This is a genomic window from Oceanobacillus sp. E9, from assembly GCF_001741975.1.
GTDB lineage: Bacteria > Bacillota > Bacilli > Bacillales > Amphibacillaceae > Oceanobacillus > Oceanobacillus kimchii.
Genome location: NZ_LSNA01000007.1, coordinates 409,692 through 426,231 on the forward strand (window position 1 = coordinate 409,692; position 16,540 = coordinate 426,231).

Here is a 16,540-nt window from a genome sequence, read left to right on the forward strand (position 1 = left end):
AATATACCTATATGTGATATCACCAGTCGAATAAATTAGATATATAAAAGCAAAAATTGTAAAAATGTTCGCTATATTTATTAATCGCTTGTTTTTACTATTATCCATTATTTTTTCCTCTACATTTTCCCAAACTCATTTCATTTTAGCTCATTTTCTCTTATCACACAAATCCAAAGGGGAGCCTACCCTATTAACTGAGTAGGTTATTCACCATAAGATCCCATAAGGTCTGTATTTTCTTCTAAGTTCTTCTTGGTTAATATTATTAAATGAATAGTATCATATACCTACGGCGTCTATTTCTAATAAATCTATTTCATCCCACTCTTTTTTGTGTTAACTTTTATGAAATGTAGTTGTATAATTACTGATAAGAGGAGTATACATAATGGCATTAAGATTAGAAAAAATAACAAAAGATTTCAATGATATCAATAAACTTAAGAGATTATTTATAAAAGCATTTCCGAAGAATGAGAGGTTGCCACTTTGGTTTCTTTTAATGAAAGCTGACAAAGATTTTGTTGATTTTATAGGTTTTTATGATGAAGATGACTTTATTGGGTTTACTTATTTAATAACTAATAAGGATTTGACATTTGTTTTGTATTTGGCAATTGATAGTAGTCAAAGATCAAAAGGGTATGGGGGAGCAGTACTTTCGAAGATTAAAGAACTGTATCCAAATAATCGTCTAATTCTCAATATAGAGGCTATCATTTCTAATTCTCAAAACTATGAACAAAGAGTAAAAAGAAAGAACTTTTATATAAAAAATGGGTACGTCAATTCTGGAATCATGTTAAAAGAAAACAAAGATTATTTTGAAATTATGATTAATCAAAATGAATTAATCGAGAAAGAGTACTCTGAATTAATTCAAAGATATTCGGGTATATTCTTTATGTTTGTTAAGCCTAAGTTTATACCATATATAAATGATGAAAATTAATACCCAAACTTTTTTGAAGCTCAACATATTATCAGAATAGTATTACAATATAATTAATTTCTAATAACCTTTTTCATCCCACTACCTTAAAAAGTTCTTTAATATGTCACAATAGAATAACTATTGCATATATTGTGTTGTATGGCATAAACCTTTTTTATTATTAAATTCAAAGTTTACTTTGCCCTGGCATATAAAGCTAGGGCTACATATGTTGTATATATTGCTAATTGTTGATGATACTATATACAAAAGAAGAAATAACTTCCAAGTTAGTCCTTTTACTCCGCATATAAAACTTGTGGAGTTTTTTTATAACTAAAAATAAAAAATGATTAAGTATAATTTAGGTAATTTATAAAACAATAGAAAAGAATTATTTTCAAAATAATTTTTTTGATAGAAAGGGTGAAAACTATAATGAATAACCGATCATCGGGGATGATGAGTTCTTTACTTGCTATAGGTGCTGTAGGTGCAGCTATTTACGGTATCAGAAAGGGAATGCAAAACGGAACCTTTAAAAATTTGCCTCAAACTATTTCTAATGCACTAAATAACCCTATGGCCCAACAAATGACTCAGCCTTTACAAAGCATGACTAACAATCAGAGCGGTCAACAATTGGCAGGTGCAGCTAAAAGTGGGACAAACAGTATGCAACAGCAAAAAATGAATAATAACGCTCAATAACATTTTAATGATTTTTTTAACTATAATTTTTTAGCAAATACTTTCAAATGGTGTTCTTCTGATTTCTAGCTTCAGTTTTTCCATTTCTAACTTTTTTTTGGGCTGTCAACCAAAAATTGTATGTAGTTAGGATTGAAATTACTGAGGCTATTATTTTAGCTAAGCATTCTAATTTTTTCATGTTTACACCTTTTTATTTTTTAGTGTAATTAGAACAAACGTTCGTATTAAAGGGGTGAACATGAAAGGATTACTTGAAAATTCGAAGGAATTAGTAATGATTTATTATATAGATAACAATAATGAAGTAACTCAACGGATAATAAGCGTTGTTGAAATAAAAAGGGAACACGTTATTGCTTATTGTCACTATAGAAAACAAGTTCGATCATTTAAGTTTGAAAACATCCTTTTATGTGGACCAGTGAAAAGGAGAGTAGGGGCATGAGTGTTAATGATAGAGGTACAATAAAATAGACAGCTATGATGATGCCTGAGCATGAGAGTTGTTGAACCAATTAAAGGAAAAGCAAAACAGGAAGCAAAAACCTATACTTGATGAACAGCAACTTGAGGAATAGTTTTTAGTTAATGATGGCACATAAAGATAACCTTCTAATTAGTATTAAATATTATACTAATTATGATTACCATAATATTAAAGGATATATTGATAAGATCAATTACCAAGATAAATACATTACTTTGGTTGAAAAGGTAAGTTCAGATGATTATACAAGAATAAATTTTGATGTGAGTTTAGAAGTTATTATATTATAGAAGGAAAATCTCTGTTTTTATAGAATTTAGGTATATAACTATAATTATAATGAGGGGGATTTTATGGCAACTTTATTGGGTTCATATTGGTTTGGATGTTGTAAAGAAGAATTGAAATCAAAAGATGGCGTCATTGTTGGGAATTTAAGGACAATGGTACATACTAAATTTCGTTAATGTTGAGGATGAAATAGACAGAGGGTATGCAGAAGAAATGATACTTAAATACAATTTTGGTGAGCCACTCGAATAAGTGAGGCTCTTTCAAAAAATTACTTATTTTAATCTTGTTTATATAGCATTTTTTAAATGTCATAATTCCATCTCTATGTATATGAAATAGGTATGCCTTTTTAAGAGGGATTTGAAATAAAAATAAGCTTCTCAAAAAGTTGTGAGAAGCTTATTTTATATACAATTTTGAAAGATGTATTTTAGAATACTTGATCTTATGGATTATATGCTTTGGCTACAACTTTCGCGTAGTTAGACTCGGTACGCCAAGGCTCTATATTCCATGGTGTCTTATATTTAGTAGCGTAGTCTGCATCAATTTAATTGCGCTTTCATACTTGCTGTGTTTTTCCACTTGGAACTATTTTTATATTTGTCATATACAACTTTTTACCTGTACTTCTGCAAATGAGCTACAACCATACCGCGGACGTTCGGTACGTAAAAAAGTGTCGGAAGGTAGGGAGATTATACTAAAGCAGTACGAGGGAAATTTCGGATACTTTAGGCTTATCTAGATGATCGCGGAATTATTTAGGAAGCTAGTCGGGTTTACGTATTCGGATTTTGATACAGATTGTATTCTCATCAGCAATTACGGAGTAGTATTGGCAGATGATAATATAGGGAACGATTAAAAGAATACGCTATAATTCGGCATTAAAAAGAATGTTTCACCCGCATATATTTAGACCTACTGCTACAACTATTTTTTTGACGTTGTACAAGGAAAGGTTAATTATCGTATAGCAGAGAGGACTAAAATTGCAGCAAATCTAACCGGTTCACTTTCATTAGGAAAAGTGGGAGTATTTGCAGGGGAGAAGATAAAATCTGTACCTTGCTTTACCTAAATTAACCACATCAGGTAATACTTCTATAGTTTCTTCAATAGGGGTGTTGGCAGGTCTTAATAAAATGAATTTGATAGAGTCTGTTGCAATATTTTGACTGCCTGTTTTTCAAATTCACGTATATATTAATTTAAACATTTTAACTGCTCTTTTTTGTGATAAGGTAAAATCTCTTGATTCGCTTTCAGACGAATGACTAAATCAGGATTGGATATAAATAATTGCCCAAATGCAATTAGATCTGCTTGATTTTCATCAACAATTGCTGACCCTTTATTAGGAGCTATATTACCAACAGCTATAAGGGTTTCCTCCCAGTATTTCCTAAATAACTCATGAAGCGATCTTTGATCATTTTTAAGTGCGTCACCGTAGTTTTCTACAGAGGGATGAACAATTTTTATTCGATGTTTGGAAAGAATCTTTGTAATAGCGCGCACCATTTCTTCTGGTTGCTCCCATACATAATTTTTATCGTCATCTTTCTTTTCAGAAACTCTGATACTTATTCTATTTTTAGGCACAACTTTCTTTACTTCTTTAATAATTAAATCTAATAACCGCAGTCTATTTTGTAAGGATCCTCCAAACTCGTCTTGTCGAAGATTTGATTTCTCATTGATAAATTGGTCAATGAGATAACCATGTGCTGCATGTATTTCAATACCGTCAAAACCGGCCTCTATTGCATTTCTTGCTGCTTGTCTATAGTCATCGATAATTTGATATATTTCCGCACGACTTAAAGTTTTAGGTACTTGAAACGGTTTCCTTAATCTATGCACATGACCGCTAGCAACAATGGCAGATGGAGCCACAGGTGCATGACCTTTTAAAATTTCCTGATGACTTAATCTGCCTACATGCCAAAGTTGGGCAAAAATTTTCGTTTTATATTGATGTACTTCTCTTATGACTTTTTCCCAACTTAGGGTTTGGCGATGTGTGAATATTCCCGGAATCCCATAAGTTCCTTTGGCTAATTTATTGATGACAATACCTTCTGTGATGATTAAGCCGGCACCATATCTCGCTCTTTTTCCATAAAAGTCGGCAATCAAGTGATTAACTTCACCGGTTTCATTATCGGCAAATCCTCTTGTCATTGGAGCCATTACAATTCTATTATCTAATGTTAAGTTCCCGATTTTATAATCTGAGAAAATGGAACATGTCATATTAATCACCTCATATAGAATTTTAATTCTCTGACGATTTGTTTACAATGGAATTATTAAGTTATATACTAAGAAAAACTTTAAATTTTAAAGTGATCGGAGAGGATGAAAGGAATGTTAGATGATATTGATCACCAAATATTAGATTTATTAAAAAGAAATTCAAGACTTACATATACAGAAATCGGTAAACAAATAAACATGTCATCTCCTGCTGTGAAAACGAGAATTGAAAGGTTAGAAGATTATGTGATAACGCGTTATACGGTAGAGGTAAATCATAAGGAACTAAATAAAGGAATTCACGGTTTTGTTTTATTTAAAACAAAGAGCTGTGAAAAGTTAACGAATTATTGTAAAGAGAACAGCAATGTTATCGATCTATGGAGAATTAGCGGAGAGTATAATTATATGGCTGAAGTTATATGTACAAAGATGGAGGAACTGGAGCAAATCTCTAAAGATACAACGCATTATGCCTTTTCCAATAAACTATCTGTTCTAGGGAATTATAATGTTGGTGATAGTTAAAAATGATTAAATGATTCAATTACTAATTCAAGAAAGAAACCAATTTTTAAATCTGTCTAATTCAAATGTTATACTTTTAACAATGAACTGAATTGATTCATCATTTGGTAACCCATATATCTTTATAAATTCGTTATGTAAAAGGTCACTTTTAATGAAGTGGTATTTTTTATGGATAAATTTATATTAAAAATCATGTTTTACTTAGAACATATTTTTGTTTAAAAACTGCTAATTCCTGTTTTTGTCTAATTATAGGATGCTAATAACAGTTTTATAGAATTATATAACTATGGTGAAATATAGAAAAATAGGAAGGGCGAGTAATATGAAAGCTAATGAAATAAGTAATATTGGTAGTCTTCCTTATAGAAAAATATTGATTGATGGTGGATGGGTATAGGGAAAACGATGTATGTGAGGAAGTCGATTGAAGAAATCTATATTCAATTATTTGATACACTTCCAAAAAAAGATACAAAAAAAATATATATCTAGAGGAAGAAATTTGCTAAAAAATATTAACCTATCATACAAATCAATTTCTTTAAGGTATTTTAGTAAATATTCTTTCTTCACTCATTATTTTAGTGGTTCCTTTTTTACAAAGGAACCACTTCTTATATTGTGAAGTCTTTTTCTGAGTAAATGTAAATATATTTTTAAAGCTTTTTTAAGTATATTGTAAAACCGATACTTATGATAAAGTAATACACACCTAGAATACCCAAATTGTCAATTAAAGTTGTTGAAAATGGATTTCCGCTTACAAAGGTTTTCCAAAGTATAGAGACTAAGCTAAACATAATAGGAATGGCTAAAAAGAATCCAATAAAATATATCTTTAAGTTAGAGTTCATAATTATCACCTATCTAATAGTATTTATATTTATCTAATACACTTGGCAGAGTAATATGCGAAAGATGCTGTTAAGATCTAAACTTTCAAAGCATCAACCGCCATGCAAGATTTCTAACTAGCCATAAGAATGATTTCTCCATTATAGGAAGATAGTTTCTCGTTCACTATTATTTTTTCTAATTGACAAAAATTTTCACTATCTCAAATCTCTATACATAAAAACTAATAAACTTTTAAACCACTTACTTTCAAAATGCTTCTTTCCCCAAAAAATAGCTAAGGGGAGTTTTATTTTTTATTCTTTTTCTTTGAATCGAATAAACCAAATGCAACTGCAACAGCTATAACAATACCAACCCAACTACCAATACTCATAACTAACCTCTCTTTCTAGTACTCGTTTTTTAGTGAATTTACTTAAAAATCTTTCTGCAGCACGTCCAGTAATTCGTCTGCCAATTCGCTTACCTACTTTCCTTTCTTCACAGCCTCAACATCATTCCAAATAGGTAAAAACTTGTATATAACCATAATATCCCCTTATATTTTCTTTTCTAATTTAACTTCATTCCTTATATGTTGATTTATTTCCTATTCTAATGAGTTGTTCACATAGGAGCAAGCGAATTTTAACAGGATTTCCACTTTTTTCGTGTTTACACTTGTTAATATATTGATATAATGAGAACAAACGTTCGTTAAAAGGAGAACAGGAACATGAGTATTAATGACAGAGGTAAAATAAAATGGACATCTATGATGATGCCTGAACATACCGAGATGTTAAATCAATTAAAAGTAAAACAAAACAGAAAGAAGAAGCCTATACTTGATGAACAACAATTAGAAGAAAACGGATTTCAATTAATGATGGCACATAAGGACAATCTTTTAATAAATATAAAGTACTATAACAATTATGATTACCATAATACCAAAGGTTACATTAATAAGATCAATTACCAAGATCAATATATTACTGTGGTTGAAAAGGTAGGCTTAGAGCATGAATTAAAAATAAATTTTAATGCGATTTTAAAAGTTACTATTCTATAGAAAAGGCCTTATTCTCGAAGAATGCCTAGTTTCGGCTAGGTTATACATCGATTTATTTGACTTTACTGATTAATTGCACTACGTTGATAATGAGTTATTAAGGATAATATAAGGTTTCGAAGAGTACCAATAGGGATGGTGACAAAATGACGTATGATTATGATGGAAATGGTGGATTGCTATGGAAGATAGTAAATGGTGAGACAACTCTGTATGTACAAGGGATTATTCATGTAGGTCATGAAAATTTCTATCCACTTGCAAATGCAATTGAAGAGGCATATGATAGTGCAAATGTAATTCTTCCTGAAATTAATGTAGTAGAACCTGAAGTCAATGCAGAAGAAATCAATAAATTGGCGTTATTTAGTGAAGGTATGACTTTGGATAAAGTGTTGTCACCGAAGTCTTTAAAAAAACTTTCAGGTATTTTAGAAGCGCAGGAGTTATCTCTAGAGAACTTTAATAAATACCAACCTTGGTATATAGAAAGTATACTAGGGGCATTCATCAGGGAGAAAAGCGATTTAAGACCTGAGTATGGTGTTGATTTATATTTCCTTAAACGAGCCTTAGAAGATGGTAAAGAAATTATTGAATTAGAAACAGTAGAAGATCAATATAATGTTTTTAGTAGCTACAATTTAGATACACAAGTCAAAATGTTAGAACATACGATACAAACATTTGAACAACAAGCTGATTGGATTAACCAATTAGGATATAGCTGGGTACACAGTAATAGTAGTAGCAGTAAGGAAGAGTTAATTAATATTGTAACTAATGATCTTAATCGTGCTGATGATGAATATCAAAAAGAAATGAATGACACTCGTAATATTAATATGGTAAACAAACTAGATGAAATACTACAGAGCGAGAGCAGACAGACATACCTTGTAATTGTTGGTTCTGGACATACTGTAATTGATCCAAGTATTTTAAGTGAATTTAGAGAAAAAGGATATAACGTTAAAAGTATCTATTAACACGATGAAATAGATTAGAAGATATGATACTTAAATATAATTTTGGTGAGCCACTTGAATAAGAGTTGGCTAAAAAATGTTCAATATTGAATATATTGATGTAAATGACAATTTCAGTATTGGAATCAACTTGAAGAAGGATATAAAATAACGGAATTCAAGAAGTTAATTCATAGCTTTCTTCAATTAGCCCCTTAATATCATCTAAATTTTCTGTGTAATCCAAAACAATGCTTACCCAGTTATTTTTATCCATGTGATATGCAGGAAAAACATTTTCTAATTCTCTTAATGATCCTATCATTTCTTTTCTTACTTTGACATTTAATACATTAATTTTTTTATTGGCATTAATTCCTAATTTATCTTCAGTGATATCCATAATTAGGCCAAACCATTTTCCGCTATCCTTATGTCTTAAAGCGGCAAAATTTGAATATTTTTCCCAAGGATAATCTGGTTCAACTTTATACTTATTTTGTGTATATTTGAAAACATCTTCTCTACTTATCATTTTATTAAATCCCTCCAAAGAAATTATTCCTATTATCAATACTTTCTAAACTTAAGGGATATTTATCTATGGCATAAGGTATACAAATTAATTTTAGTACAATCTGTGTTTCACTTAATCATCATCTTTTTGATATCAATGATTTTATTTTCTCACTAAAATAAATGAAAGAGCAGAACTTTGATATGCTGAATATATAAAAAGCTGGAATATGAATAATGCAGTTAAACTATAATGACAATAAACAGATATTTTTAATCATTTGCTTCGGGAAGTTTAACTCATTATAAAACATTAGATTATTGCCATTTGTGACGAGATAATTAATAATTTTGATGAACAATTTAATGAAAGGGGGAAACATTCTTGAACAAAAAAATTATTCATATCGTTAACATTACGTTAGGTGTTATTATCTTTGGAGGAATAGGTATATTTCTTGCATGGTTATATTTAACCTTTGAAACAACAGATATTATTCCTATTAATCTCCCGATAATGATTATTCTCTTTATTTTATGGTTAACTTTCTATATACTTCAGCTTAGATACCCATCAATAAAACTATTTCTCTTTTTCTTCATAATAGAAATTTTACTACTTACATTTATTTATATTCAATTATCAGGTCAAGTTAGTTTTGAAATCTTCGGGAATAACTAAATAATATCAACAGAAACATGTAAGATGAGATAACTGTCGTATTCTAATAGGTTATATCCCATATGGATAAAACATCAAATTTTTCAATTGATTTATAAAAAGCAGAGAACACCCACAGATATTCTCTGCTGCACTGTCTTATTTACTCATCGGTTCCGATAAGATAACTTCTCCATCACTGTATACATTATAGAAGCCTACCGTTCCAGTACCTCCATCTTCAATCATGGATTTACTAGATGCTTTTAGGTTGTAAAAAGTTCTTCCTTCTTTATCTACATACAGTTCACCATTACTGCTGAAAATTAGGTCGTCATTGTTTAATTCTTCTTCAGCTAGAAAAATCGCGTAATCAACAGTAAACATATCTTGACGCTCTTCAGCTAATAAGGTTGTCCAAGCCTCTTCACCAACAATTCCATCAATCATTAGTTCATGTTCTTTTTGAAAATTCATTACTTGTTGTTCAGTCTTGCTACCAAATATTCCATCGACATCTGTCTCAAATCCGAAATGATTTAACTTCACTTGTACTAATTCTACCTCTAATCCTACACTATCTACTTTGAGTGTGGGTTGATGCTCGGGTGCAATGTCCAAGATTGGTTCAAGCTTTTCAGGTACCTCAGAATTAGACTGCTCCGTTTGCGATGCTGGATGGTCATTAGAGGCCTCTACTTGTTGAAAGTAAAGTGGTGTAAACGTCAAAGCAACAGCTGGCACAATCGTTAACCATTTCTTTTTCATTATGATAGATCCTCCTTTAATTATTTGGTGCATTACTTCAGTTCCACCTCCAAATAAATTTAAACAATTTTTTAAATCTACAGGCAAAGTATATAAATAAGAAAAACGCTAATATACGATGTATAGAAGCGGTTTTTTAATGCTTGCTTCTTTAGTGATCGGTTTATAAACTGACGGTATTTATCACTATTATAGTATTAATTAACCAAGGGGATATTAAAATATCATGCCAAATAATAGTTTGATTGTATAACGGGTCGGGTATTAAATAAGATGCCTATACATAAAAAAAAGAAAAGTAATAAAGAAGAGGTGTATGAATGAAAAGTGTTACGAGTGTTTTTTGGTATTCATTAGCATTGTGTATTATCGTAGTCCTGTGGGGGTCTTACGCTCCAAGCAATCTAGAAGGATTTACGTCAGACGTTACAACATTTATATCGGATACCTTTGGTTGGTATTATTTAATAATAGTCATGCTAATGTTGATATTTTGTGTCTATCTTATATTTTCTAAATATGGAAAAATTAAATTAGGCAAAGAGAATGACAAACCTGAATTTAGTTTATTGTCTTGGTTTGCTATGTTATTTAGTGCTGGAATGGGGATGGGTTTAGTATTTTGGACTACTGCAGAACCTATTTCACATGCATTTATTAGTTCTCCTGGTGCAGAACTAGGATCCGAACAAGCGATTAACGATGGATTAAAGTATTCTTTCTTTCATTGGGGAATACATGCGTGGGCAGTTTATGGAATTGTAGCATTAGTTTTAGCATATTTTAAATTTTATAAAGACACTCCAGGGTTAATAAGTGCGACATTGGTTCCATTATTCGGTAGAAATAGTATGCAAGGACCGGCTGGGAAAATTATTGATACTCTAGCAGTCTTTGCTACAGTTGTCGGTGTTGCAGCAACCCTTGGATTCGGTTCTGCACAAATTAACGGGGGATTATCTTATTTATTTGGTACTCCGAGTACTTTTTGGATGCAGTTACTAATATTAGTGATTGCGACCATTCTATTTATTTGTTCTGCATGGTCAGGAATCGGTCGAGGGATAAAGTATTTAAGTAATATTAATATGGGGCTTGCATTTGTACTTTTACTCATGTTATTTCTAATCGGTCCTACGCTATATATCCTTAATATGTTTACACACACATTAGGAAGTTATGTATCTGATTTCTTTGATATGAGCTTAAGATTAGCTCCTCAAGATGGTGATCAAAGAACTTGGATTAATAATTGGACGGTATTTTATTGGGCATGGTGGATATCTTGGTCACCATTTGTTGGAATTTTTATTGCGCGTATTTCAAAAGGAAGAACAATTAAAGAATTTATGCTTGGGGTGTTATTAGTCCCATCGATTGTATGTTTTATTTTCTTCGCAGTATTTGGAGTCTCTGCACTAAACTTAGAACAGAATGGCATTGCTGAAATATCAAAATTTGCATTAGAAACATCTACGTTTGGTGTATTAAATGAATATCCATTAGGTATGATAATGTCTATCATCACTTTATTTGTTGTAGCGATATTCTTTATTACATCAGCAGATTCAGCGACTTTCGTTCTCGGTATGTTAAGTACTGGAGGAACGATTAACCCACAAAACTCTGTTAAAATTATGTGGGGTCTTATGCAATCTGCAGTTGCAGCGATAATAGTTTATTTTGGTGGTACACAAGGTCTGCAAAACATGTTAATTATTGCTGCTCTTCCATTCTCTGTGGTAATTATTCTGATGTGTGTTTCATTCTTTAAATCTGCTCGTAGGGATCAACGTCATTGGAGGAAGTAAAAAATAAGTATAGTGATTTTCATACAATGAAGATCACTATACTTATTTTTTCTTTATAGCTTATTTCATAATAATTTCTATACATCGTAGGTTTGATATTATTTAATCTATAAATATCTTTCCTGGATTAAGGATACCAGCAGGATCAAATAATTGCTTTATATTACGCATAATAGATAGGGAATTGCCGTGTTCTAGATCTTGAAACTTTTGCTTGCCAATTCCCACACCGTGTTCCCCTGTACACGTGCCACCAACCTCTATCGCACGGATTGCTAATGCTTCATTGACGGATTCAGCTAATTGTTTCTGACCATCAATCAGAGGGTCAAATAAAATTAAAGTATGGAAGTTTCCATCACCGACATGACCCCATACGCCGCCTTTCAACCCACTATCATCAATTAACTCTCTCGCATAGGTTATTAGTTCAGGTAAATCTCTAATAGGAACACATACATCTGCTCCTACTTCATCCATTCCGTTTATAGATTGAAAAGAATAGGATAGGTCATATCTTGCTTTCCAAAGTTCTTGTTGTTCAGCAGGATCTAATGCTACAGCCCAATTTTCACAACTTAAATCATTTAGAATAGATTGAGCAAGCTCTACTTCAGCTTCCACTGCTCGCTTTGCACCTGCAAACTCAAAGAAAAGCGAAGGGCGTACCGGGAATCTATATCCATTTTGGCGATTAACTTCAGCAACACTTGCTGCGTCCATTAATTCTATGCGCTTTAATGGGATACCACTTAATAATAATTGCTGACTGGCTGTAGCACATTCATTAATGGTTTCGAATGTACATCTTGCCATAATTGTATGTTCGGGAATAGGGTGAAGCTTTAATGTTACTTCTGTTATTATTCCTAAAGTACCTTCTGATCCTGCAAAAAGATTTGTTATTAAATACCCGGAAGAAGATTTTTTTGCTTTTGAAGCTGTATGAATAATCGTTCCATCAGCCATCACTACTTCTAAATCTACCAATTGATCTTTCATTGCTCCATAACGAACTGCGGTAGTTCCACTTGCGTTAGTTGCTACCATTCCACCAATGGTAGCGTCTACGCCTGGATCTACCGGGAATTGTAGACCGGCTGAGTTAATATAATCATTAAGTCGAAACCGTGTAATACCCGGCTGGACAGTAACAGTCATATTTTCAGGTGAAAATTCCACAACCTTATCCATTTGTTCAAAGTTAATAGATATTCCTTTATTTACAGGAATGGAAGAGCCTTCAAGTCCTGATCCTGTTCCAAAGGGAGTCACTGGAATCTGATTATTTCTTGCGATTTCAAGTATGGCTTGTACTTCTTCTTTGGATGTTGGAAAACAAACAACATCTGGTTCTACCGCTTTATGTGGAGATTCATCATACCCATGGCGGAATAAGATGCTTTCATTTTGTGAGACATTATCAATTCCTAATTTTTCTATAAGTTGTTCTATATACACTGCTGTTCACCTCATAAGAATAAAAATAACTAGGAGAGATTTGGAAATCGCTCCTGGATGAAGACGATATTATACTTTAAATCTAGTAAATCATATGAGCAATTAACACTATAATCGGTAATGAAATAATCGTTCTTTGTAAAAAAATAACAAATAAATGCCATGCTTTCACAGGAATTTTAGAAATAAGTAATAGTGTACCCATTTCTGTTAAATAGATAATCTGCACAAGTGAAAGAGCTCCTATTACAAATCTAGTAATTTCAGCTTCAATGCCAGATGCTAGTACAGCTGGCAAGAACATATCAATGAAACCAATTATTGTAGCAGGTACTGCCGCAGCTGCCTCTGGTAGTTGCATCAGTTCGAGTAAAGGAACAATCGGTTGAGAAATCACTTGGAAAAATGAAGTGAATTCTGCAACTATAAGTGCAAGTGTACCAATTGCCATTACTTGAGGAAGCAAAACAAATGCGATTCCTAAAAATATTTCGTTTCCTTGTTTTAATTGATCTTTAAATGATCCGGCACTTTTTGCACGCTTTACAGCTTGTAGTAATCCCCATTTAAACTTATTCATATTTTCAGGAACATCTTCTTGAAAATGATTTTCTGTATAGTATCTATTAGGAATTTTAGAAATTGGCGGTATTCTCGGTATAATCATCGCACTTACCACACCTGCAATAACGATTGTTAGATAAAACACAGGGAACATGTGGTCCACATTTAACATTCCGGCAATTACTAGACAGAAGGGAAGCGAAACAGTTGAAAAACATGTTGCGATTGCTGCAGCTTCTCTTCCAGTATAAAATCCATTTTCATATTGTTCACGAGTAATAACGACACCGACGTTTACATTTCCTATCCAGGAAGCTAATAAGTCGATTGCCGAACGTCCAGGTAATGTAAATAATGGTTTTATAACATTTCTTAAGATAGATCCTATAAATTCCATTACTCCAAAATTAATTAAATAAGGCATCAAGAACGAAGCAACAAAGAACCATACAATTAAGCTTGTTAATAATCCGAACATAACTTGGCCAGTTAGCTCAGAATAGATTCCTTCAATTCCAACATTATAAAAGGTCATGATCGCGAATATTGTTCCAAGCACACGAAGCGTTGTCCAAAATATTGAGACGTCGAAAAGAGATTTAAACAACGCAGATTTTTCAATAAAAGCAGGCTTGAAAATTGCTTGTACCACAGTAAATAATGTGGAGATCACCATAATATACGTAACGATAGCTGGTAACCATGCGGTTAAAGCATCGATGATCAATTCTGTAATAATGCCTAATGGTATATTGAATGTTTCACCATCAAAGATTGGAAATAGGAAAATGAATACTCCAAATAAGGAAGGGAGTAAAAATTTCATTAGACCATTTTTATCTATTTTTTCGGCTTGTGGTGTATTGTCTGATAAATTTTCTGCTTGATTGCTCATTTCAGCACGTCCTTTATATTTGTGCTAGAACTTTGTCTAGTACATCGATTCCTTGATCAATTTGTTTCTTGTTAATGGTTAAAGGTGGAATCATACGGATGACTTCCCCAGCATTTCCACATAGATAGAATAAAACTCCTTCATCTAAACAACCGTTTAAAGCTTCCATTACAGCATCACCGTCTGGTTTACCAGTCTGAGGGTCTCTCAGTTCTATCCCTAACATTAGGCCAATTCCACGTACTTCGTGGACAATCTCATATTTTTCTTTTAGATTGTTAAGCTTTGTTAATGCATAATCTCCCATTGTCTTGGCATTGTTAAGGAGTTTTTCTTCTTTCATTACGGAAAGAGAAGCGCGTGCTGCTGCACAGGCAATCGGGTTACCACCAAAAGTTGTTCCATGTGAACCTAATGGCCATTGATCCATTAGTTCTTTGGATGCAACAGTGGCACTTAATGGCATTCCTGCTGCGATTCCTTTTGCAATGGCCATAATGTCAGGTGTAACACTAAAAGTTTGTGCAGCAAACCAATCGCCGGTACGACCAAATCCAGTCTGAACTTCGTCAAAAATTAATAAAATTCCATGACGATCACAGATCTCACGTACTTTTTGTAACCAAGATTTAGGAGGGATGATATAGCCGCCTTCTCCCATAATTGGCTCTAATATCATACATGCCACTTCTTCAGGGTCTACCTGATGTTTGAAAAGGGATTCTGCATCCTTCTCTAACTTCTCTGCAAAGAATATTTCTGAGTCTTGTCCTTCTGGTAAGTATTCTGGAAGAGCATATGGTAATTGATAGGTTAACCAAGATGGTTGTTGATACTTACGATATTTACTTTTTGAGGTAGAAACACTCAATGAACCAATCGAACGACCATGGAAGTTCCCCGTAAATGAAATGACATATGGACGTTTCGTCACATGCTTAGCTAACTTTAATCCACCTTCAATTGCTTCTGTACCACTATTAGCAAAGAAGAAATTATCTAGTTTTGGAGGCATAATTTCTTGAAGTTCTTGTGCTAATTTCAAGATAGATTCATAGATAATAACGCCTGATGGTCCATGTACAAGATGATCCGCGCTATCTTTTATCGCCTGTACTACTTTAGGATGACGATGTCCGACATTTTCTACTGCAATTCCAGAAGTGAAATCTAAATACTCTTTTCCATCCGTTCCGTAGTAGTAACAACCTTCTGCTTTAACAACAGGTAGATTCGGGTGATCTTTTGCCATGCTAGGTGCTAAGAAATTTCCGATTGAGTTTACAAGTTCTTGCCAATGTTGATCTGATTTATTCATAGAAAAAAGCTCCTTTATTGTCATGAAAGTATAATAATTGTATAAATATAAATTTGATTGCATAAAAATTATATAATAAATTTGTCGATTTATGAAGGGGGAATTTTTAATTTTTATAGTAAAAAACTATTGGTATTATATTCCTGCGTGTTTGTTGTGTAATTTACTTAGTAATTAGACTTTTCAGTTAATTAATTTATAACCTAAGAATTGGAGGTTATTTAATTGGAAAGAGTAGATGTTGTTTACGAATTAATACAGGATAAAATCTCATATATTTCAAGGGTAGTGAGGAAATGTATATAATCATCATTAATTAATGTGCATATTATAAAAAATTGTAGATAGGGGTTGTACAATGGGTCCTTTGTTGCCAACAATTGTATGGATTGTATATTATATCTTCTTTCTTATTCTATTAATTGTTAGTATGTA

The 16,540-nt window shown here is 32.3% G+C and carries 15 protein-coding genes; 9 read left to right on the forward strand and 6 right to left on the reverse strand.

Annotation, left to right across the window (positions count from 1 at the left end; genetic code table 11):
• The first annotated feature begins 391 nt into the window (after positions 1–391).
• The 4 genes from AQ616_RS11645 (at position 392) to AQ616_RS19930 (ending at position 2,428) form a co-directional block, all read left to right on the forward strand.
• Entirely contained in the window at positions 392–955 is a 564-nt protein-coding gene (locus AQ616_RS11645; RefSeq protein ID WP_017796371.1) for a GNAT family N-acetyltransferase, read from the forward strand.
• Positions 956–1,375: 420 nt separating this feature from the next.
• Positions 1,376–1,648: a hypothetical protein gene (locus tag AQ616_RS11650; RefSeq protein ID WP_069685840.1), complete on the forward strand. Its 273-nt coding sequence runs from the start codon at positions 1,376–1,378 to the stop codon at positions 1,646–1,648.
• Positions 1,649–1,889: 241 nt separating this feature from the next.
• On the forward strand, positions 1,890–2,096 hold the full coding sequence (locus AQ616_RS11655; protein WP_069685841.1) for a hypothetical protein: 207 nt from the start codon (positions 1,890–1,892) through the stop codon (positions 2,094–2,096).
• Between the two features lie 146 nt (positions 2,097–2,242).
• Entirely contained in the window at positions 2,243–2,428 is a 186-nt protein-coding gene (locus AQ616_RS19930) for a YolD-like family protein (protein WP_240490498.1), read from the forward strand.
• Between the two features lie 1,213 nt (positions 2,429–3,641).
• On the opposite strand, the gene AQ616_RS11665 is transcribed toward AQ616_RS19930, so the two are convergent.
• A complete protein-coding gene (locus AQ616_RS11665) occupies positions 3,642–4,694 on the reverse strand; it encodes an oxidoreductase (protein ID WP_069685843.1) in 1,053 nt (350 codons plus the stop codon).
• A 114-nt stretch (positions 4,695–4,808) separates the two neighbouring features.
• Between AQ616_RS11665 and AQ616_RS11670 the strand changes: the two genes are divergently transcribed.
• The 3 genes from AQ616_RS11670 (at position 4,809) to AQ616_RS11680 (ending at position 8,132) form a co-directional block, all read left to right on the forward strand.
• Positions 4,809–5,225 (forward strand): Lrp/AsnC family transcriptional regulator, encoded by a 417-nt coding sequence (locus AQ616_RS11670; protein WP_069685844.1) that lies wholly within the window; start codon positions 4,809–4,811, stop codon positions 5,223–5,225.
• A 1,579-nt stretch (positions 5,226–6,804) separates the two neighbouring features.
• Positions 6,805–7,143 carry a YolD-like family protein gene (locus AQ616_RS11675; protein WP_069685845.1) on the forward strand — a complete coding sequence of 113 codons (339 nt, stop codon included), beginning with the start codon at positions 6,805–6,807 and terminating at the stop codon, positions 7,141–7,143.
• A 146-nt stretch (positions 7,144–7,289) separates the two neighbouring features.
• A complete protein-coding gene (locus AQ616_RS11680) occupies positions 7,290–8,132 on the forward strand; it encodes a TraB/GumN family protein (RefSeq protein WP_069685846.1) in 843 nt (280 codons plus the stop codon).
• Between the two features lie 157 nt (positions 8,133–8,289).
• Here AQ616_RS11680 and AQ616_RS11685 read toward each other — a convergent pair whose 3' ends face one another.
• A complete protein-coding gene (locus AQ616_RS11685; RefSeq protein WP_069685847.1) occupies positions 8,290–8,646 on the reverse strand; it encodes an MmcQ/YjbR family DNA-binding protein in 357 nt (118 codons plus the stop codon).
• A 366-nt stretch (positions 8,647–9,012) separates the two neighbouring features.
• Here AQ616_RS11685 and AQ616_RS11690 point away from each other — a divergent pair, with 366 nt between their 5' ends.
• Positions 9,013–9,309 (forward strand): hypothetical protein, encoded by a 297-nt coding sequence (locus tag AQ616_RS11690; RefSeq protein WP_069685848.1) that lies wholly within the window; start codon positions 9,013–9,015, stop codon positions 9,307–9,309.
• Positions 9,310–9,447: 138 nt separating this feature from the next.
• Here AQ616_RS11690 and AQ616_RS11695 read toward each other — a convergent pair whose 3' ends face one another.
• Complete coding sequence (locus AQ616_RS11695; RefSeq protein WP_017796383.1) at positions 9,448–10,056, reverse strand: peptidoglycan-binding domain-containing protein; 609 nt, start codon at positions 10,054–10,056, stop codon at positions 9,448–9,450.
• A 320-nt stretch (positions 10,057–10,376) separates the two neighbouring features.
• Between AQ616_RS11695 and AQ616_RS11700 the strand changes: the two genes are divergently transcribed.
• Positions 10,377–11,867: a glycine betaine uptake BCCT transporter gene (locus AQ616_RS11700; protein ID WP_069685849.1), complete on the forward strand. Its 1,491-nt coding sequence runs from the start codon at positions 10,377–10,379 to the stop codon at positions 11,865–11,867.
• Between the two features lie 102 nt (positions 11,868–11,969).
• On the opposite strand, the gene AQ616_RS11705 is transcribed toward AQ616_RS11700, so the two are convergent.
• From AQ616_RS11705 to AQ616_RS11715, 3 genes are all read right to left on the reverse strand, one after another.
• The gene (locus tag AQ616_RS11705; RefSeq protein WP_017796385.1) at positions 11,970–13,328 is read right to left on the reverse strand and encodes an FAD-binding oxidoreductase; all 1,359 of its coding nucleotides are present in this window, start codon (positions 13,326–13,328) and stop codon (positions 11,970–11,972) included.
• Positions 13,329–13,410: 82 nt separating this feature from the next.
• A complete protein-coding gene (locus AQ616_RS11710; protein ID WP_069685850.1) occupies positions 13,411–14,787 on the reverse strand; it encodes a YjiH family protein in 1,377 nt (458 codons plus the stop codon).
• A gap of 13 nt (positions 14,788–14,800) precedes the next feature.
• Positions 14,801–16,105, reverse strand: coding sequence for an aspartate aminotransferase family protein (locus tag AQ616_RS11715; protein WP_069685851.1), 1,305 nt, complete (start codon positions 16,103–16,105; stop codon positions 14,801–14,803).
• Positions 16,106–16,540: the final 435 nt, after the last annotated feature.